Source organism: Cupriavidus sp. GW822-FHT02D05, from assembly GCF_058802485.1.
In genome coordinates, this window is sequence record NZ_JBXAOE010000006.1 from 14,082 (window position 1) to 33,959 (window position 19,878).

General features: G+C 60.1%; 14 protein-coding genes and 2 pseudogenes. 4 read left to right on the forward strand and 12 right to left on the reverse strand.

Going from position 1 to position 19,878, the window contains the following annotated elements; all coding sequences use genetic code 11:
- Positions 1-581: 581 nt before the first annotated feature.
- The 3 genes from AC1RQK_RS09545 to AC1RQK_RS09555 are packed head-to-tail and all read left to right on the forward strand — an operon-like array spanning position 582 to position 3,268.
- Complete coding sequence (locus AC1RQK_RS09545; RefSeq protein ID WP_492808711.1) at positions 582-1,598, forward strand: zinc-dependent alcohol dehydrogenase family protein; 1,017 nt, start codon at positions 582-584, stop codon at positions 1,596-1,598.
- 30 nt (positions 1,599-1,628) lie between these two features.
- Entirely contained in the window at positions 1,629-2,801 is a 1,173-nt protein-coding gene (locus AC1RQK_RS09550; protein WP_492809068.1) for a thiolase family protein, read from the forward strand.
- 11 nt (positions 2,802-2,812) lie between these two features.
- Positions 2,813-3,268 (forward strand): Zn-ribbon domain-containing OB-fold protein, encoded by a 456-nt coding sequence (locus AC1RQK_RS09555; protein WP_492808713.1) that lies wholly within the window; start codon positions 2,813-2,815, stop codon positions 3,266-3,268.
- A gap of 290 nt (positions 3,269-3,558) precedes the next feature.
- On the opposite strand, the gene AC1RQK_RS09560 is transcribed toward AC1RQK_RS09555, so the two are convergent.
- Together AC1RQK_RS09560 and AC1RQK_RS09565 are read right to left on the reverse strand one after the other, a co-directional pair.
- Positions 3,559-5,169, reverse strand: coding sequence for a long-chain-fatty-acid--CoA ligase (locus AC1RQK_RS09560; protein ID WP_492808715.1), 1,611 nt, complete (start codon positions 5,167-5,169; stop codon positions 3,559-3,561).
- Positions 5,166-6,521: an alpha/beta fold hydrolase gene (locus AC1RQK_RS09565; RefSeq protein WP_492808716.1), complete on the reverse strand. Its 1,356-nt coding sequence runs from the start codon at positions 6,519-6,521 to the stop codon at positions 5,166-5,168. Before AC1RQK_RS09565 ends, AC1RQK_RS09560 begins: the two co-directional genes overlap by 4 nt.
- Positions 6,522-6,768: 247 nt before the next feature.
- On the opposite strand from AC1RQK_RS09565, the gene AC1RQK_RS09570 reads away from it, so the two are divergent.
- Positions 6,769-7,548, forward strand: a complete 780-nt coding sequence (locus tag AC1RQK_RS09570; RefSeq protein ID WP_492808718.1) for an enoyl-CoA hydratase-related protein — start codon at positions 6,769-6,771, stop codon at positions 7,546-7,548.
- A gap of 37 nt (positions 7,549-7,585) precedes the next feature.
- Here AC1RQK_RS09570 and AC1RQK_RS09575 read toward each other — a convergent pair whose 3' ends face one another.
- From AC1RQK_RS09575 to AC1RQK_RS09620, 10 genes and pseudogenes are all read right to left on the reverse strand, one after another.
- The gene (locus AC1RQK_RS09575) at positions 7,586-8,710 is read right to left on the reverse strand and encodes a CaiB/BaiF CoA transferase family protein (RefSeq protein WP_492808720.1); all 1,125 of its coding nucleotides are present in this window, start codon (positions 8,708-8,710) and stop codon (positions 7,586-7,588) included.
- A 928-nt stretch (positions 8,711-9,638) separates the two neighbouring features.
- Positions 9,639-10,322 carry a molybdopterin dinucleotide binding domain-containing protein gene (locus AC1RQK_RS09580; protein WP_492809070.1) on the reverse strand — a complete coding sequence of 228 codons (684 nt, stop codon included), beginning with the start codon at positions 10,320-10,322 and terminating at the stop codon, positions 9,639-9,641.
- Positions 10,323-10,337: 15 nt separating this feature from the next.
- Positions 10,338-11,780, reverse strand: a pseudogene (locus AC1RQK_RS09585) (molybdopterin-containing oxidoreductase family protein); the annotation flags it as partial.
- 27 nt (positions 11,781-11,807) lie between these two features.
- Positions 11,808-13,172: an FAD-dependent oxidoreductase gene (locus AC1RQK_RS09590; RefSeq protein WP_492808722.1), complete on the reverse strand. Its 1,365-nt coding sequence runs from the start codon at positions 13,170-13,172 to the stop codon at positions 11,808-11,810.
- A 2-nt stretch (positions 13,173-13,174) separates the two neighbouring features.
- Complete coding sequence (locus tag AC1RQK_RS09595; protein WP_492808724.1) at positions 13,175-13,435, reverse strand: 4Fe-4S dicluster domain-containing protein; 261 nt, start codon at positions 13,433-13,435, stop codon at positions 13,175-13,177.
- A 265-nt stretch (positions 13,436-13,700) separates the two neighbouring features.
- The gene (locus AC1RQK_RS09600) at positions 13,701-15,449 is read right to left on the reverse strand and encodes an FAD-binding protein (RefSeq protein WP_492808725.1); all 1,749 of its coding nucleotides are present in this window, start codon (positions 15,447-15,449) and stop codon (positions 13,701-13,703) included.
- Positions 15,450-16,202: 753 nt separating this feature from the next.
- Positions 16,203-16,320: pseudogene (locus AC1RQK_RS09605) on the reverse strand (DUF2274 domain-containing protein); the annotation flags it as partial.
- Between the two features lie 42 nt (positions 16,321-16,362).
- Entirely contained in the window at positions 16,363-17,175 is an 813-nt protein-coding gene (locus tag AC1RQK_RS09610) for an NADPH-dependent F420 reductase (RefSeq protein ID WP_492809072.1), read from the reverse strand.
- 165 nt (positions 17,176-17,340) lie between these two features.
- The gene (locus AC1RQK_RS09615) at positions 17,341-18,126 is read right to left on the reverse strand and encodes an SDR family NAD(P)-dependent oxidoreductase (protein WP_492808727.1); all 786 of its coding nucleotides are present in this window, start codon (positions 18,124-18,126) and stop codon (positions 17,341-17,343) included.
- A gap of 658 nt (positions 18,127-18,784) precedes the next feature.
- Positions 18,785-19,783, reverse strand: coding sequence for an Lrp/AsnC family transcriptional regulator (locus tag AC1RQK_RS09620; RefSeq protein WP_492808729.1), 999 nt, complete (start codon positions 19,781-19,783; stop codon positions 18,785-18,787).
- Positions 19,784-19,878: the final 95 nt, after the last annotated feature.

Below are 19,878 nucleotides of genomic sequence, written 5' to 3' on the forward strand. Positions count from 1 at the left end.
CGCCAGTGTCGGCGACGACCGCCATTGGGGAGCCCTCGCGAGATCACGGATCTGGATGGGTATGCAGGCGAAAGGGGCGCGGTGGAAGCGGACTTGTCGATGTCCTCGCGAAGCGGTTTACTGGGCCAGTATCTCGACCGATTGCCACGGCCACGGTGGATTTCACCAGGCCAGACGGCGCTTATTGCCGCGCAGGACAAGCAGCATCGGTCGTTTGGGCCGACCATTTACATGGCGACTGCGCTAGCGCGTCCAACGAGATAAAGGAAATGCCGAAATTACAGTCCATCGTCGCCCCAATCTTGGCGGTTAACCCTGATAGCCCTAGCGCAGCCACGGAACGGCTACAAGCCCATCATGGCAATCAACAAGGACCTGGAGCACCGATCTTCGGCGTCGCCGAATATGGGTTCGAGACCAACCCGCTCACTGCCCTGCCGGCACTGATCGCGACATCGTAGCGCTCAGACCGCCGTGCGCTAGGAGATCGTTCGGTTGATCTGCATGGCCCAATTCCCGAGACAACAACCAGCGCTCGTCAGTCTTGTCCCGTCGAGCGCGGCAATTTGAAAGGAGTGATCATGAGAGCTGTCCGCATTACGGACCCTGGAAGCTATGATGGCTTGACCCTGGTAGAAGAGCCCACCCCGGAGCCCGGTCATCGCGAGGTTCTGATCCGGGTTCATGCAGCGTCGCTTAATTTCCGCGACACCATCATTGCCAAAGGTCTTTATCCGGGGCCTCTGAAGAAGGAGCCGGTACCGCTGTCCGACGGCGCGGGCGAGGTCGTCGCGGTCGGCGCGGGCGTCACCCGCGTGAAGGTGGGCGACCGGGTTACAGCGAACTGCCAATGTCACTGGATTGGCGGTCCGTTCGTCGATGAGTTCCAGACGCACAGCATCGGCATGACCATCGACGGGATGCTGGCCGACTTCGTCCTGGTCGACGAAAATGCGGTGTTGAAGATTCCTGAATATCTGTCGTATCAGGAGGCCGCTTCGCTCCCTTGTGCCGCAGTATCAGCATGGTCTGCTCTCACATACGCTGAGCCTCTTGTACCGGGTCAGATCGTCCTCGTGCAGGGAACCGGTGGCGTCGCCTTGTTCGCGCTCCAGATTGCACGCATGTTCGGGGCTCGCGCGCTCGCTATCACATCGTCCGAGACAAAGGCTCAGAAGCTGCGGGATCTGGGCGCTGAGGCCGTCGTCAACTACCGGGAGGTGCCGGATTGGGAGAAGGCCATCCTAGACCTGACGGATGGGAAAGGGGTCGACAAGGTCGTCGAGATCGGCGGTGAGACGACGATCGAACGTTCTGTAGCGTGCACGCGGATCGGCGGCCAGATCGGCCTCGTGGGCTTCGTCACCGGGTTTGGAGGCGGACTCGCGCCACTAAGCATCCTGAAGCGCTCGATCAACATCCGAGGCATCGTGATTGGCCCCAGGTTGAGCTTCGAAGCGCTGCTAGCGGCGATGAGCGCCTTTCGAGTCCACCCTGTGATCGACACCGTGTTCCCATTTGCTGAGTTCAAGCAGGCCTATCGCCGTGTGGAGAGCGGCGCGCATGTCGGCAAGGTGGTGATCGATCTCAGCGCCTAGCGCCAGAGAAAACAGGAGAAGCCCTTGAATATGCCAACTGGCGTTGCTATTGCAGCCAGCTACGAAGTGCCGCCCGCGCGCTTTCCCGAAATCAGCCCGCACAACCTCTATCGGCAGGTGGCAATTGGCGCGCTGCGCGAATGGGGCCTTCGCCCGAGCGACGTCAACGGCCTCCTGGCGGTACCCTCAGGGCAGGGCGTTGGCACCATCGACATCTATACCCACGAGAAGCTCGGTGCCGAGCTTGGGCTGCTGCCGGGCTTTGCCGAGACGCTGAACGCAGGCGGCGCGAGCTTCGCGATCATGGTGGGTCGCGCTGCCTCGGCGATTCGCGACGGCCTTGCGGACTGCATCCTCTGCATCGGCACCGGCAAGTTCACGAAGCCGAGCTCGGGCGGTGCCGAAGTGATGGCCCGCATGATCAGCGAGCCCGACTTCGAGATCGGCTACGGACCGTTCATTCCCGCACTGTATGCGCTGATCGCATCCCGCTTCATGGCCGAGCGCGGCACGACACAGGCCGATCTCGCGCGCGTGGCGGTCTCAGCGCGCCAATGGGCTCTGCGCAACCCGCGCGCGCTGATGCACAACAAAGGAGCGATCACGGTCGAGGACGTGCTGGGCTCCCGGATGATCGCTGCACCGTTCCACTACCTTGACTGTTCCGTGCCCTGTGATGGCGGCGGGGCGGTGCTTGTCACCACGGCCGAAAAGGCGCGTCAACTCAACTCGCAACCCGCCTACCTGCTCGGCTACGGTGAGGCACACAGCCACGGCTCACTGAGTTCGGCAGGCAACCGCCTGATCGATACCGTCGCCGGCCGCACTGGCGACGACGCCTTTAGGCGCAGTGGCCTGTCGCGTAAAGACATCGACCTGGCAATGCTCTACGACGCCTTCTCGGTGACAACGCTGATCCTGCTCGAGAACCTGGGCTTCTGCCGACCAGGAGAAGCTGGCGCCTTCGTGCGGAGCGGGGCAATCGACTTCGGCGGCAGCCTGCCCGTCAACACCAACGGCGGCCTGCTGTCCTTCGGTCACACTGGCGAAGCCTCGGGCATGTCGTTGATCGTTGAAGCGGTGCGACAGGTAATGGGCCAGGCCGGAGAGAATCAGCTCGAACGCGCGGAAACGGCGCTCGTCCATGCTTACGGAGGAATGATGTACGAACATGCCACGTTGATCCTGGGACGGTCGCTATGAGCGGTGGACCGATGCCCGAAGTCAACCCGGTGAACCAGCCCTTCTGGGACGGGACCGCGATCGGTGAGCTCCGCATCCGCATTTGCAAGGCTTGCGGTGCCCGCTTTCGCTTCGTCAGCGAATGGTGTCCGACCTGCTGGTCCACCGACCTTGGCTGGCACGCGGCCAGCGGGCGCGGCAAGGTTGTGGCCATGACCGTGGTGCACGTGCCGCCATACGAATCCGTGGCCGCGCGCGTGCCCTACGTGCTCGCGCTGGTCGAACTGGCTGAGGGGCCGACAATGATGAGTAACATTGTCGACTGCGACCCCGATGCGGTGACCGTCGGCATGCCGGTGCAGGTTACGTACGAGCTACGCGGCGATTTGCAGCTCCCGCAGTTCAAGCCCGTCGTAGCCGGGGCAGCCATATCAGAGGCTATGTCTTGCCCGCATTGGATTTCACCCAACACCGCTTCCGAGAGCTGAGGGTCGGCGACCGCTTTTGCCTTGGCGTGCGCACGCAGTCGCACGAGGAGATAACCGGATTCGCGGCGATGCACGACCCACAACCTTTCCATTTGAACTACCAGGCTGCACTTGAGGCTCCCCGGACGTTTGAACGCCTCCATTTGCGAGACGGTGGGGAACTCCACCGCCATCTCAACGAGTTGCCCGAGGCTTGGCTGTGTCATTCACCGATCATCACTAACACCTGGCTCTGATTTTCGCATCTGTCAGAACGTGGCCGATGCCGGTGAATGGGTTCGTGCATTGTCTCAGCCGACGTTCCTTACCTCTCTTCGCCAGTAAGGTTCGCGCAGCACGCGCCGAAGGATTTTTCCGTTGGGGTTGCGCGGGAGCGCATCGGCAATGTCAATGGACTTTGGAGCCTTGTACGCAGCGATACGCTCGCGGGCCCAGTCGATCAAACGGTCGCTGTCGATCGTGGCGCCGAGCCGGGGCACGATGACCGCCTTGACCTCCTCTCCCCACCGCTCGGAGGGAATCCCGATTACCGCGACGTCGGCCACGTCTGGGTGGCAAGACAGCACGTTCTCGACTTCTAGCGGGTAGACATTCTCGCCGCCGGATACAATCGTATCCTTGGCGCGGTCGACCACGGTGAGATAGCCGTCCTCGTCGAGCACGCCAATGTCGCCAGTGCGCATCCAGCCATCGGCGTCGACTGTTGCCGTGGTGGCTTCGGGTCGCAGCCAGTAGCCGGCCATCACCGCGCGTGAGCGCACGACGATCTCTCCGACTTGACCGGTGGGCATTCGGGTGCCGGTACGGTCGACGATCGCGAGTTCGACGCCGAGCATCGCGCGTCCCGCGGACGAGAGGCGCTGTGGCTTTCCTTCCCTGTGATCGTCTGGCGTCAGCGCCACAATGCCCCCGGCCGTCTCGGTCATACCGTACATCTGTGTAAAGCCGCAGCGCAGAGCCTCAACCGCATCTTTGAGCAGTGCCGGCGCGATCGGCGAACCGCCGTAGGTGAGGTAGCGGAGCTTTGGTACGGGTGTGGTGGCCGCGGCCGGATGCTCGAGCAGCATGCGCAGCGCGGTCGGCGCGAGGAGCATGTGGGTTGCGCCGGAGCTTGCGAGGAGGGCCCAAACCTTGGCGGCGTCGAATTCACTTCCAATTACGAGCCTACCGCCGCTGTGGAGCCCGAAGAGGCCGTATGCGGTGCCAGCGATGTGTGCCACTGGCATCACGACGAGACTGGCGTCACCGGCACGCGGGAACCAGGCAAGCCCCGCCTGCAAGCCAGGCTCGCGCAGCGCGAGTACATTGGCATGCGTCAGCATCGCACCTTTGGGAGTGCCGGTGGTGCCGGACGTGTAGATCTGGAGCGCCACGTCGTGAGCTTCCACGCGTGTGGGCAGTATCGTGGCGTCGCTCGGCTCAAGCAGCTTGGCCCAGGTCGCATCGTTGGCAAGCGACTGTACAGAGGCCAGCGCGAGTCGTTCGCCAAGTCGCCGGCTCTGCGCTTCGAAGTGATCATCTGCGAAGAGATGGGTCACCTGAGCATCGCTGAGGATAAAGGCCCATTCGTCGGACGCGAGACGCCAATTCAGAGGCACGAGTACGAGACCGGCCTTCGTGGCGGCGAAGAGCAGCTCGAAGTACCGGTCGCAGTTCTTGCCGAGGTAACCTATGCGGCGGCCAGACTCTGGATGCAACTGCCTCAACGACGCAGCTATAAGGTTCGTTCGGCGATGGAACTCGGCGTAGGACGTCCTGCGCCCCTCAAAGTCGAGCGCAATATCGTGCGGACGGATCTCGGCATGGTACGCGAGCAGGTCTGGTAGTGTCTGCAATCGGACAAAGTCAAGCGTGGCTACGCTCGTCCGTACTGGCGCTGGCATGGCGCTAGCTTTGGTCATGTCAGTTCCTCCCGAGCCACATGCACGCGCCGGTACTTACCCTGCAGGAATAGCAGGGGATCGCGCGCGGGATCGAAGTGCACGCGTGACACGCGCCCGACGACGATTAGGTGATCCCCCCCTTCGTGCATCTCCTCGATCGAGCACTCGAAATTGGCCATCGCATTCTGAATAATGGGTACCCGTAGGCTCCAGCCCTCGCAGTTGAGGCCCGCGAAGCGGTCTACGATCTTGGACGCGAATGCGGTCGATATCGCCTGCTGGCCGATGTGCAGGAGGTTAACCGCAAAGGCGCCATGCGCGCGCAACGCTGCCACACTGGGGGAAGCCCGCTTCACGCAGAACAGCACCAGCGGCGGGTCGAGTGAGACCGAGGTGAACGAGTTGGCAGTGAAGCCAACGGGCTCGCCTTGGGCTGTCGTGGTAGTGATGACCGTGACGCCGGTGGCGAAGCAGCCGAGCGCATCTCGGAGCAAGCGGGGCTCGATTCCACTCTGCGGGCGAGAACTCGGTCTCGGGACGACACGCTCGAGGAACTCGAGGATGGTTGCGTCGAAGGCATCGTTGCAATCGCCTACGATCGCGCTGCCGACGCCGGCAAGGTCGGCGCATTCCGCGTGCGGGACCAATTCGCGAAAGGCAATGACGCTATCCTGATCCACCGTCGCACTTCCTTCCCCGCGCACGAGAATGGTCGGAATTTTCACCGCTGCCGCCGCCGCTGTGAGCCGTTGCAGGGCGGGCAGGCGCACCGATGCATCTTCGGTGAAGGCGCGGTAGGCCGGATCGATATGCCAGCGGAAGCGTCCGTCGTCGGCGCGCCGCAGGTGGCGCTGCATTTCATCCGTGCTTGGACGCGCACCCGGAAGCAGGTACGGCGCGACTGCATCGGCGGCTTGCTCGACGCTGGTGAAACCTGCAGAGTCTATGGTCATCAGCTTAGCCATGCGTTCAAGCCCTTGTCGTGCCATGCGCGGAGCCGCGTCGACGAGCACGAGCGCACTGGCGATCGGCTCGGTGTGCTCGCCGATCGCGGCAAGGGCGGCCAGACCGCCCAGCCCGGCACCGACTACGGCTGGCCGAGAGGGCAACTGCCCGATGACAGCTGTAACGTCCTGCACTAGGTCGCCTAGTTCGTAATGTTGTCGCGATGACCAGTCGCTGTCGCCATGGCCTCGGAGGTCGAGCGTGACGACGTAGCGGCCAGCCGCGGCCAGCGCTTTGGCAGCGCGCGACCAGGCAGCGCGAGTCTGGCCAAAGGCCGGCAGCAGCAGAACTGGAGGACTGCTGGGATCGCCTGTCACGTTTGCGGCGAGCGTGATGCCGTCGAAGCCGTTGAATCGCATCGTCATTGTCGGAGATTCCATCTATGAAGGTCGTGGTTCTAATTTATCGAATGGAGGCAACGTTCGCTTGTCTTTGTCTGCGCTGAGAGTTGTCGGTCGTTAGCATGAGTATCGTGAGGGCCGCGGCCGGGCCGGTCAGGCTTGGGATGAAAAAAGCTCGCACAAGCAAATCCCTTTGCGGAGTGGCGGTAGTGTCAATGCGATGCCGGTCAATACAATCGTCCTGCACGTCAATTCAACCGAGAGGCAGACCATGAACGCATACGAACACATCAAGCTGAACGAAGACGAGGGAGTTGTGACGCTTGTCCTTAACCGGCCGCAATCGCTAAATGCCTTGTGTACCGATATGCTGGATGAAGTCATCAACGCACTGGATATCGTGCGCGACAGCGGCACCGCACGCGTGCTGCTATTGACCGGTGCGGGGCGAGCGTTCTCGTCAGGTGCCGACCTCGCGGCCGACGGCTCAAGCGGCGATATCGGGGCCAAGTTAGAACGCTATTACAACCCAATCCTCGAGCGCCTCCTCGCGTTGCCGTTGCCTTTCGTGACGGCAGTCAACGGTCCTGCGGTGGGTGCTGGTTGCGCACTAGCACTGGCCGGTGATATCGTGCTGGCGGCCCGATCTTCATACTTCCTTCAAGCCTTCGTGAACATTGGCCTGGTGCCGGATGTCGGCAGCAGCTGGCTGTTGCCTAGGCTGATCGGTCGCGCCCGCGCACAGGCGATGATGATGCTGGGCGAACGGATCCAGGCCGAGCGCGCCGAAGCCTGGGGCATGGTCTACAAGGTGGTGGATGATGACGCGCTGGTGGCCGAGTCACTCGAACTTGTACGCAGGCTTGCCAAAGGCCCGACACGGGCCTATGCGCTGATCCGCCAAGGTATTCGCTTCGGGCTGGACCATTCGCTCACCGAGGCACTGGCCGTGGAGCGGCACCATCAGCGCCTCGCCGGACAGACGAAGGACTTTGCCGAGGGCGTCGCTGCCTTTCGCCAAAAGCGGCCTGCAGCGTTCACTGGGCAGTGAATGGGCAGGGCGCCCCCTGGGAGGCGCCGCCTTGTTGTCAGGCCGCCCCGGGCCCGGTCAGTTCATCGACATGCAGAGGGGCCAAGCCCCAATCCTGCAAGACCTTGCGAGCCGCCACCCCCGTGCCTGAAGCCTGGATCGCACTCGGGGTGGATGAGAAGCGTGGCGCCGGAGCCGGCTGACGGACGCCATCGATCTCGACAAACGTCGATCGGGCGACGTTGTGCGGGTCCTGCGTCGCCTCGTCCGCTGTTAGAACGGGCGCGAAGCAGGTGTCGGCATCACCCATGATCTCGACCCATTGGTCGCGAGTCTTGCTTGCGAAGACCTCGGCGAACGTGCTTTTAACTACCGGCCAGGCCTCGTGGTCCATCTGCTCGTGCGGCAGCTTGCCGGCTAGGCCCATTTTATCGAGTAGCATGGCGTAGAACTGCGGCTCGATCGCTCCGACGGAGACGAACCTACCGTCGGCGCACTGGTAGGTATCGTAGAACGGCGCGCCGCCGTCGAGGAGGTTCGCAGCGCGCTGGTCCTTCCACTGGCCGAGCGCACGAAGCTTGTAGAAGATCGTCGTCAGTAAGCTGGTGCCGTCGCTGATCGACGCGTCGACCACCTGGCCCTGCCCGGTGGCGCGCGCATGAAGTACCGCTGCAAGTAGGCCGACGGCAAGCATCATCGCGCCACCGCCGTAGTCGCCTACCAAATTGAGCGGTGGAACTGGCTTGTCCTTGGTACCGATCGCGTCCAGTGCTCCGGTGATCGCGATATAGTTGATGTCATGTCCGGCGCGTTGCGCGTATGGGCCGTGCTGGCCCCAGCCGGTCATGCGCCCATAGACTAGGCGCGGGTTGCGCTTCAGCACCACATCGGGGCCAAGGCCAAGCCGCTCCATCACGCCTGGACGGTAGCCTTCGAATAGCATGTCGGCCTTGTCGCACAGAGCCAGGCAGGCAGCCACGGATTCGGGACGCTTTAGGTCGAGCGAGACCGAGCGACGTCCGCGCCGGTCGACCTCGAAACGGTCACGGCTGGCATCGACGCCCTTGCGATCGATGCGGAGAATGTCGGCTCCCATGTCGGAGAGCAGCATGCCGCAGAATGGCCCGGGGCCGATGCCGGCAAACTCGATTACTTTTAGGCCTTGCAGAGGTCCATTTGTCACGGGAGGGTATCCTTGATATCGCGCCCCATCAGGGGCGAGTTGGCGGGGGGCTTTAGCGTCGATCTCAGACATGGCATTTTCAAGATTGGGAGGCAGATCGCATTCGCAATGTCAATCTCGAGCCACCTGGCGCGGGTATCGTGTCGGTGATACCACCTAGTCGTGATAGGTGTCGCTTCAGGGCACCATTCGTTTTTGGAGTCCACGACAATTTCCTGCGCATGGCTCCTCTCTTGCATGTACCTTAGAGAGGATTGTGTCGATCGCCGTTGCAAGTAACAAGATAACCGCGGATCTACCGATACCCTTGTCTGCCGATGCGGGCGAGTTTGCTCCGGCCGGCACTCCGGACTCGGGGTGTTGTGGGCGACAGTCATCTGCGGTTGTTCCGGTGGTGCCGAGGCAACGACCCGGGGGATCACGCATTTGCGTTTCCACAATCTGCCACGCGAGCCGAACAGCGAGCCCCGTGTATGACCAGCGCACCCAGGCGCCTCTGCAATGGGAGACCAGCGAGGTCATGTGCGAGATGGGGAGTCCAAATGACGGACAAAGGCGATAATGCATCGTATCCAAAGGGAAGACATCATGGGCATGCGTTGGATGTTCTGCCTACAGCGGCGCTGAGTGGACGGTAGCCGCGAGATCGTGCCGGCTGGGCGGATTGAATGGCGATGAGGGCGCCGGCAAGCTTGCATTATTCTCCTATGGGATCGGCCGACGCTTGAACAGATCGGCTTCCACTTCCAGCGCTTGCTCTTCAAGCAGGTGCCAGAGGGCATAGATGCCAGCAGATCCAGTACTGACACCTCCGTTCGGCATAGACGAAGTCCCAGCTTCTTAGCGAGGGACTGTCGATAAGGATGATCTCGACACGGGAACAACAAACATCAGCACGGCTGCTGAACTCGTTTGAGGGGAGCTGACTTCAACGAACCGGCTTTGAGATGCGTTCGACGATAACAGGCACCTCGGTCAGCCACGAATTGTAACGCAGAGGTTCATACTCAGTGCCAACCGGCATCAACGCGTTGCAGTCGACCCCCGATTTCTCTGATGAGAGACGGAGGCCGTATGCGCCCTTGTTGCCATAGCCGTGGCTCATGGCGACGACGCTGGGGCGCAGAGCGCTGTCTATTCTCACCTGTGTCTCGATGGTGCAGAATTCGTTGAATACGCAAATGGAGTCACCGTCATGCAATCCGCGGGCAATAGCGTCCGTTTCGCTCATATGCAGTGGGTTGACGCACTCTCTGCCACACCGAAATTTTCCGATATTGGTCAGCCAGCTGTTTTGCATGTAGCGTGTGCGCAACGAGATCAGTTTGAGCGTGTCGGCGGGTTCCTGTTGCAGCTCGGCGAAGATGGCGTCGCAGCGCTGGAATAATCCCGCATTCGCGAACGAGGTTGGGCAGCAGTCGATTCTCTTGTCCGGGTGCTGCAGGCACTTGTCGAACAGCGCATCCCGCGGTTCCTGTGGGAATGTGACCGTTTGATGAGGTTGCGCGCGCATTTTTTTGATAGAAAGGCACTTGGTAGCCAGCATGCCGTCGATGAGTTCGACAGCGTCGGTCAATTCCGGGTTGTGATCGAGTGGTGAGGGCAAACCCATCGCTTGCGCTAGGCGCTGGACGATCCGCCAGCCGTTTCGACGCCCGAACGCTGGCGGCTCGATGGCATCTGCGTATTGCACATACGGAATCGGCTGCATCGCGTTGCCGTGGATGTTGATGTCCATCCGTTCCAACCAGTCGGTGGCCGGCAGGACGTAGTCCGAAATTTCACCAGTTGCCGACCGGTAGATGTCCACCGCCACGATCAAGTCGAGGCCCTCGCACGCTTTGCGCAGAACGTCTTCACCGCCCACGGTGATCAAAGGATTGCCGCCCAGTACCACCAAGGCGCGGACGTCTCCTTTCTCGATCAGGGACGGCAGTATGACGGCGGGGAGGACGCCGAATCCCATCGGGTCAGCAATTTGGAATGTGCCGACAGACGTCTCCAGGGTCTGCGTGGCCCCGTTGGGCGGGAACTCGTTTAGCAACCCAGCGGGTTTGTGCATTTCTCCCAGGCGGCCGAGATTTCCGCCAGCGAAATTGATCATCTCCACTAGCCAGAAGCACAGCATGCCCTGACGGCTCTGGTTTAGACCGGTTGCCATGTGCACCGTGGCGGACTTCGCGGCAATGATCTCGCCGGCGATAGTCCGGATTTCGCTGGCGCCGACGCCGGTCACTTGGGCAACCTTCTCTGCCGGATAGCACTGGATGAACTGTTTCATCTCGCCGACATGTTTGCCGTGTTTCGTCAGCATGGCCTCGTCGAAGCCACCTTGGACGTGAATCTCGTTCAATAGCGCCGCCAGGAAGTACACATCTGTTCCCGGCTTGATCAGCAGCGTCGGTCCCGTTTCCTCGGTGGACGACTCGATTTGCCGAGGGTTGACGAAACGTACCTTCCCGCCTCGCTGCTTGATACGCTTCACCACGTCGAGACCACCGTTGGGCATGGAGGCTGTTGTCCAACGAGAGACTTTGGGATTTGTACCCAGGCAGAGCAGATAGTCGGTGTGGTACAAGTCGGGCACCATGATAGAGCTGGCCGACCCGAATATCTCAGCAGCACCGACGAACTTGTTGGCAGTATCCTGCGTGTTGCCGCTGAAACGCATTTGGGTGCCAATGCGATCCATGAAATCCACTGCCGAGAAGTACGGGGGTGCACTCATCGATCAGGGGTTGCCGAAGTAGAACGCGATGGCGTTTGGCCCGTACCTTTCCCGAATGGTTTTGAGCTTCGCGCCCATTTCCGCCATGGCGGTGTCCCAATCAGATTCCACAAAGTCGCCGCGCGGCTGCGTGCGAGGGTTGAGGCGCTTAAGTGGCCACTTCACTCGGTCGGGATCGTTGTGCACTTCCAGGTAGGAGAGACCCTTGTGGCAGGCGATACCGCCGCTCGGATGCTCCGGGTTGGGGTGCAACTTGATAACTTTTCCAGTGTCGTTGAGCTCGGCGACGATGGGGCAATACGGTTCGCAAATGCGGCAGAAGGTAGGCTTGGAGTGAGACATTTTTCGTTCTCCGATGCCCGGGGGCGATCACGCCTCTGCGGCCAGAGCCAGCATGGTGGCGCTATCCGTCAGCTTAACTCGTGGGCGATGCTGCGCTCTGCCTGCCTCACGCTCGAGGTGGTCAATGGTTTGCCAGCCTGCACGCGACACGAGATCGGACTTTCGCCTCCTGATCGTGGCCATAGCTTTGTCTTTGTCCAGGCTGCGTTTTTTTAGTCGCCCTGCTCGTAGGTCCTCCAACAGGAGGTCGATTGTTTCGCGGGCGCACTTCTTGTTGCTACCGATGATGCCTCGACACCCACGTTTGGCCCAACCCGTTACGTATACGCCGGGAAGGACGCCGTCATGGTCGGAGACACGGCCAAGACGATTGCGGATTACCCCAAGCCGTTCGTCAAAAGGCAAGCCCAGGACAGGGGTGCCGTGGTAGCCGATAGCACGCAGGACCAAGCCGGCATTGAGTGTCGATTCTTCGTTGCTCGGGCGCGCTTGAAGCCCGCCATGCTCGTCGCGCTCAAGGTGATTGCGCACTACTCGCATCCTCTCGACCTTGCCGTTGCCGTGCAGCTCGACGGGGGAAGTGAGGAAACGAAACACGATGCGTTTGTTGCCAGGGGTTGGCTCGCGTACGGCTAGCCGCTGAAGGGTTTGCACTTTGCGGCGCGTCTCCCAGTCGGATCCACCGAGTACGGCTTCATGATCGCCGGGCAGCTCATTCCCTTGGAGTAGCACATCCACGTGGTCGAGGTGTTCAAGTTCCTCGAGCTCGGGGTTGTGGAAGGCTCCTTGCAAATGGCTGCGGCGACCGAGTACCACGACTTCGCGGATCGAGCTGCGACGCAGAATCGCAAGGGCGTGGTCGGCGATGTCTGTCCTTTCCAGTTCGGCCACAGGCATCGTGAGGATACGTGCAGCGTCGAGGGCAACGTTCCCATTGCCGACGACAATGGCGCGTTCGCTCGAAAGATCGAAACGGAGATCGCGATAGTCGGGATGACCGTTGTAGAAGGCAACAAACTCCCGCGCTGACCAACAGCCCGGCAATTCTTCACCGGGGATGCCCATGCGAGTATCTCCATCAGCACCGCTTGCGTAGATCACAGCGTCATACCAATCGCTCAGTTCGGCGGGATGAATGTCGCGACCGATGTCAACATTACCGATGAAACGTACGCGGGGGTGCTTTAGATAGAAATCGAACAGTCGATCGACGACAAGTTTTTTCTCGGGGTGGTCGGGTGCCACGCCGGCGCGCACCAGTCCCCATGGCATTGGCAGGCGCTCGAACAGATCGACTTCCACCTCCAGCCCCCGCTCTTCTAGCAGGTGCCCGAGGGCGTAGATACCGGCAGGCCCGGTGCCGACGATCGCGATACGCACGGTTGGTGGCATGGTTACGCTCCTTTCGCGAAATATGCGCGATTGACTTGCGCGTAGTGCTGCCACTTCGGGGGAAGGCAGCCCTCTTCGTAGATTGCCAGTACCGGGCATGCACCAACACAGGCGCCACAATTGACGCAGACGTCGGGATTGATATACATTTGTTCGGCATCTCCGAAGTCCTCGTCCGAGGGGGCCGGACTGATACAGGCAACGGGGCATATCTCGACACAGGAATAGTCGGCGACGCAAGGTGCTGCGATCGCGTAGGCCATTTGTTTCCTCCAACTGGTAGTCAAGCTTGAGGGCCTCTCGATGCCAAGGCCCCGAGCGGCGGCGGGATGGGAACGATCGAGAACGCCCGCATACACGTCTTGGAGCACTTGAACTCAGGACCAGCCAGGCCTCGGTGTCCAAGAGTGGCAAGGCTCAACCCACATTCCGCTTGATGATGCTGGTGGTTGCAGCGACGTCGCTCACTTGTCTTCTCCTCGAATGTGTGGGGATCGGCAAACCCCGTCGCTAAGACGTGTTTCAGTTTCAGCTAGACAGGAAAGGCACGCATCCGGACGAGCTAGTGGTGGCGAGTGCCGCAGCGCCGAGCGACGCTGACGAGGCAGCGATGTGATTGGCTGCCAGAAAGCCAAAGACCACGGCCGGCCCCAGTGTGCCACCTGCACCCGGATAGCAGTTTCCGAAAGGCGAGGCGGATGCGTTGCCAGCCGCATACAGCCCAGGGATCGGGCTGCCGGCGGTGTTCAACACACGCCCGTGCTCATCGGCCTTTAATCCGCCTTTAGTTCCGATATCGCCAAGATTGACGGGGAGGGCGTAGAACGGTGCCTCCCCGATGGAGCCGAGGCAAGGATTGGGCTCCACCTTGGGGTCTCCGAACGTTCGATCATAGTCGGATCTGCCTCGCCCGAACTCGATGTCGATACCCGTCGTGGCGTAATGATTCATCCGCATGACTGTCGCCTGAAGTTTTTGCGCATTAACGTTAATCTTGGCGGCGAGCTCAGCGACGGTCTGAGCACGGAATAGATAGTGATCCCAGTGGTCAACAGGAATCCGCGAATCTGGCTCGATCTGCGAAGGCATGTAGCCCCCTGCTGGAAATTTGCGGCGAAACTGCGCATCGAAGATCAACCAGCAGGGCGCGTTGGCCCCCGTCTTCAACTGGTCCTGTACCATTGCATTGCCAAATCGGTCGTAGCTGCATGCCTCATTGACGAATCGATCGCCGTTCCGATTGACGCAGACGCTGTGAGGACGGCCATGGTCGAAGACAACCATGTGGATTTCGTCGAAGTTGGATGCGCCCGGAATGGGCTTTGACATGGAGGGGCACCACCATCCCGTTTCCATGAACTCAACGTCTGCCCCAATGACCATGCCAGCACGCAAGAGGTCTCCACGATTGCCTTCTTCCGGCGTGTTGCTCCACCGTGTGTCACCTGGAACAGTGAAAAATCTTTCACGGAGAGCTTGGTTCCATTCGAAGCCGCCAGCACAGACGATCACGGCTCGGCGCGCGTGGATAGTTGAGCGTTGGCCGAATTGCTCAACTTCTACGCCTACGACGCGCCCGTTATGCTGGACAAAGGACTTTGCTGCAACACCCAGCCTAATCTCGATACCTCTATCCATCAGCTTCTTGCGGAGCCGACCAATGATGGAGCCCCCGAGGCTGAGCAGCCGATCACGGCGAGTAACTCGGCGGGTCGTGATGTCGGTCCAATACCGTCCAATGACACGTCCCAACTGGCCAATCCAACCGGGTGTCTTGCTGCTAATGCCAAACGCCTCCTGGAAGTCCATCGTATAGCGATTGAACAATTTGAAGCGAGTGAACTGCTCGCGCATGAGATGGAACTCTTGGCCTAATTCGGCCCCGTCATACATAGGACATATAAGCGATCGGTCGAATCGGGCGCCAGGAAGTTCGGAGAAGTAGTCCGGCCAGGGCGTGATGGCGAGCGGGAGTCCGAGCGAGGTGAGGTATTTCACGGCGCTAGCGCCCCCATCAATGAATGCCTCCAGCCGCTCCGAGCGAACATGCCCCTGTGTAGTGCCCCGAATATATTGCAATGCCTCTTCCCGGCTGTCGCCGGTGCTGAGGCCATGATTGGGAATCCAGAGTACCCCACCGGAGGTTGCCGAACTGCCTCCATATTTGTGAGCCTTTTCCAGCAGGATGACACTCAGACCGAGATCGTGAGCTCGCGCAGCGGCCGTCATCGCAGCCATGCCGGAACCTGCGATAACGACATCGTAAGTATTGTTCATTGTCTCTCTCCGCCTGTTCGCGGGATCCTTGTCGGTCACGTCGAAGGTCGCATCGAAATCTTACCTTTGGGATTGCAGGCTGCGGGCGTCTCACGTGTCCATGAACGCTTTCGGTCTTGCCTATGCCGGCTTTTTGATCTGTCCGTGGCACTACGTGACTCGACTGAGCACGTCTATCGCACCGGAGATGCAAAATAGCTCTTGCTGAGCTCGGCGAGAGTTAAATGGTTGATGCGCTGCGCTGTTGTGAGGGAGCCAGCTTTTCACCGGGGGATTGGATCTGGATGAGGTAGATTGAGCACATACGTCCCGGATGACGAGAGACGTGGGTGCGCAGGCCGCTCTACGTGCACACGAGCAGACCCTTCGAGCGCAAGCAGTTGCGTTCGACGCCAAGCTTGCGATTCCATTCCGGCGGGTACTTGGTGCCATCGAGGATGAGTGCGAACGCCCATACAGGCGATGCAACCAGCCGGGGTGTGCTCGGCGCCAAAGCGATCTGGATTGGCATGAGTATACCCAACGTAGTGACGCTGCCACCCAAGCTGCACGCCTACGTACGCGCTACTTTCTGCGGCAGTTTTGCTTCGAAGGCGACCTATGTAATGAACCCAACGGTACTTCTGTCGAGTTTCTGGACACAGGGGAGGTCTGTCACTGCAAGCATGCGAATACGCGATTAACTAGAGCACGAACCTCGCGGATGGATTTCGGGATATCCCTTGCCGCAATATCAAGCGGACATGAGTGGAAATGCAGTGCCGCATGGTGGGCGAGGTCAGCCTTTAGGCTGGCCGGGCTTGCAAAAGGTCAGCTTCTTAGACTCCGTTTCCGGGAGCGGCCCCAGCCGCAGCTTGCGGGTCGTGCTCATCAACAGAGTGAGGAAACCACATCCCGCTTGCGATCGCCCATATCAATCCGCGAGTTGCTCCGCTTCGAGACCACGGTAAATCCGTACGACATCCTTACTGGTGTAACCAAGCGTGTACTCCCCCTTACTTAGCGCCGCGAGGAAACCTTCGCCGAAGTCCTCCAGCTTCTTGAGCGAGAGATCACGAAGCTTGGATGATCTCTCTTTGACGGCTCTGCTGAGCGCGTCTTTCAGTTCCGCAGCAGTCAGATCGGTGCAGTACGCTGGCGTGCCCGGTTGCTGCCGCCACGATTCAGACAACATCCCTGCATCAAATCCGTCAAAGCCGATATCATCGACCAAGCCTATGACCATCTTCTTTGCGTTCGCATCACCGCCGTAAACCGACAAAGCAAGTCGGTCCGGCGTACCTGCTGGCCTTCCCTCGTGCGCCTGGCTGTAGGCCAGCATGTTGTTGAATGCTTTGACGATCGGGCGCCCTATTTGCGCGGACACCCAAACACTTTCCACCATGCCATTCTCGATGGCAGGAATGATCCTGTCACGGGCTGGAAAATAGTTCGAAGTGTCAACCAGCACTACATTGCTGGATGCGCCGTCGAACAGATCCTTTGGTAGCGTGGGAATCGCGTGAAGTGGGATTGTGGTGACGATGACGTCAACGTCTTTGACTGCGTCCGCAACGGACACCGCCGTTGCACCTGTCTCTCGAGCGAGATCAGCAAGCGCTTTCTGGCCTCGCTCACTGGAAATAAGAACTGAATGCCCCGCGGCTGTCCACTTCTTCGCAAGGTTGGTGCCGATTAGTCCGGCCCCAATTATTCCAATCTTCATACCATTTCCCTGTTCTTGAATTAGAAATTCCGACCCGGACGATTCTGAGCTTTATGCTGTTTCTTCGCTTTGTTCTGTGAACGCCCAGATTTTCTCAACGCGCGATAGCGCGGCAGGATGTCGTCGCTGACGTGTTCGCCGAATGGCAGTATCCATTCGATGCCGATTCGCCGTTGCGGACCAAGATCACAGCAAGACCTGGCCTCCATCAACGATAAGCTCCGTACCGGTGATGTAGCGGTTGTCGTCGCTTGCGAGGAACAGCACCGCATTCGCGATGTCGTCAGGCATCGCCTTGTAGCCTAACGGGACGGTCGCTGCGGTCATCGCGTCGAGATCTAGCGCCGTCGTCGCATCCCCGCCTTCAAGCGCACCCAAGTGGCCCCACGCCGGTGTCTCGACAATTCCGGGGTGGATCGAATTTACGCGGATTCCGGTCCGATTCTGCGCGCATTCAAGCGCCGCGACTTTCGTCAGTTGCGCCACGCCCGCCTTGCTGGCGCAGTAGGCCGACATGTTGGCATACACCTTCTTTGAGGCCGTTGACGAAATGTTGATGATTGTGCCGCCACCACTGGCTTCAATGAGCGGGATTGCGTGCTTCATGCCAAGGAACATGCCATCAAGATTCACCGCGAATTGCATGCGGAAGGCTTCGTAGCTCATTTCCGTGAGTGGGGCTGGGCGGCCAATTCCGGCGTTGTTGAGCAGGATGTGCAGCGCACCATGATCGGCTCGCACCTGAGCGATCAGGGCTATCCAAGCCGACTCCTGCGTCACGTCGAGTGCCATGAAAACCGCCCGCCCGCCGGTCGCGTTGATCTTGGCGGCGGTCGACCGGCCTGCGTCCTCGCTGAGATCGGCGACCACCACAACCGCGCCTTCGGCCGCCAGGCGCGACGCGCAGGCGGCGCCAATTCCTTGTGCCGCGCCGGTGACGAGTGCGACTTTTCCGTCCAATTTACGCTGCACGATCCAGTCTCCAGATATCAATTAGTGATACGCCCACCGGGCTGAGCGCTTCCCTCGGACTGTCCCTGTCGGAGCGAATTGCCCAGCATCCGGTCGGCCGTCGTCGCGATGCCGGGGCGGCGATCGAAACTGAGGTGCTTGCAGCCAGATGCGCCGCTGTTCATATCGTAGGAACCGTCGTCGATTCTCTTTCGCGACGTGCGTTGCCTTGCCGGCTTCGGGAATTCCGCGCCGTCGGCTCTCACAATCCAGCAACATAGAGAGCAGCGCAAACATAGTGCAATCTCGTTTGCTCGACATACAGTACTAGTTAATCGATAGCATCAGAGTAACAGATAAGCATGTGTGTAGTTGCCTCCCTGGGAACTAGACCTTATCTCTGACTGAGCATTGGGACTGATCTGCATTCATGACTCCCTACAGTGCTGTTCACTGGTTCATTACGTTCCATCTAGGGAGGTGGAGCGAGTGAAGGCTCGTTGAGCGTCCAATGCGCGATCCGGAGCAGGCGGGGCTGAAGAATTTCCAATTCGCGGGTTGACATCTGCAGGTGCTGTGGTCGGGTGCGCACTGGCGCGATCTTCCGGAATTCTACGAGCGAAGATGCCAGGGCTGCCAAACTCCGGACCGATCGCCGGGAAGAGATGGCCGGAGCACATCAGGTGTATTGCTGAGCCCAGCGAGTGTCCATCTTATACGTGTTGACAAGAGTAAATACGTTCACGCTCACGATGCCTTCGATCGCCGTGAGTTCTTCGCTCTTGATGCGCGTGATCGCCTCCATGCTGCGGGCCTGAATGATGCCCTTGATCGGCGCCGGGCCGGTGGTCACAAAGATCTGCGGCAGCCACGGACGGTCGCGCAGCCTTCCGACGACCTCGCCCAGACGATTTGCCTCGGGTTCGATCTCGACCAGTGCGAACGAGTGCAGTCCGACCGAGACAGGATTGAGTACCGTAATAAACCGCATCAGTCCACGGCTTTCCAAATTGCGGATCCTGTAACGGATCGTGCTGGGATTAATCCCGTACTTGCGTGCGATGGCATTGATCGACTGACGCGCATTGTGCTGGAGTTCCGCGACAATTTGCTTGTCCACTTCGTCGAACGTCCCGTCGGGCAACTCGCGCTCCAGGTTGTCCATTGCCGCTTCCACGCTGCGCTCCATCAGCAGATCAGTTGAGTACATCACGTAGCGTGGAGAGAAGCGCGGTGTATCGAGGACAATCGACACAATTGAATGGAAGACACCCCGGATGGTGCCGATGCGATTCGAGGCTATTTCGTGCAGTGCATCCACGGTTGTGAATCGCACCAGGATCAGCAGGTCACGCGAGCCGCCCATCAGCGTGCTGATCAGCAACACCTCTTGCATCGGTGTGATTTCCGCGACGACCGCGTCAATGGAGCGGCCGCGCACGTCGAGCAGGATGAAGGACAGCAACTGACCTGAGGCCTTGAGATCCAATACCGCGAAAATCCAAGACGCCTCGCGCTGGTCGAGCGCTCGTATCCGTGGCGCGACCTGCGAAACCGCTGCACCGGTTGCGTCAGCAACGGACCGGACGCTCGCATGTGGATCGCGCGTCAGCACATCCAGTATCGCCCGGTCGAGATCGCTGAGTATTACCTCTCGGCGCACCTTCTTTGTCGTCATGGGATCTCCTCGATGCAGGAATGGGCAGAGGCCTAGACGAGCGCTTGCGCGGCTGAGGTTCTTGTTGTCCGTGCATAGACTCAACGCTCGAGACG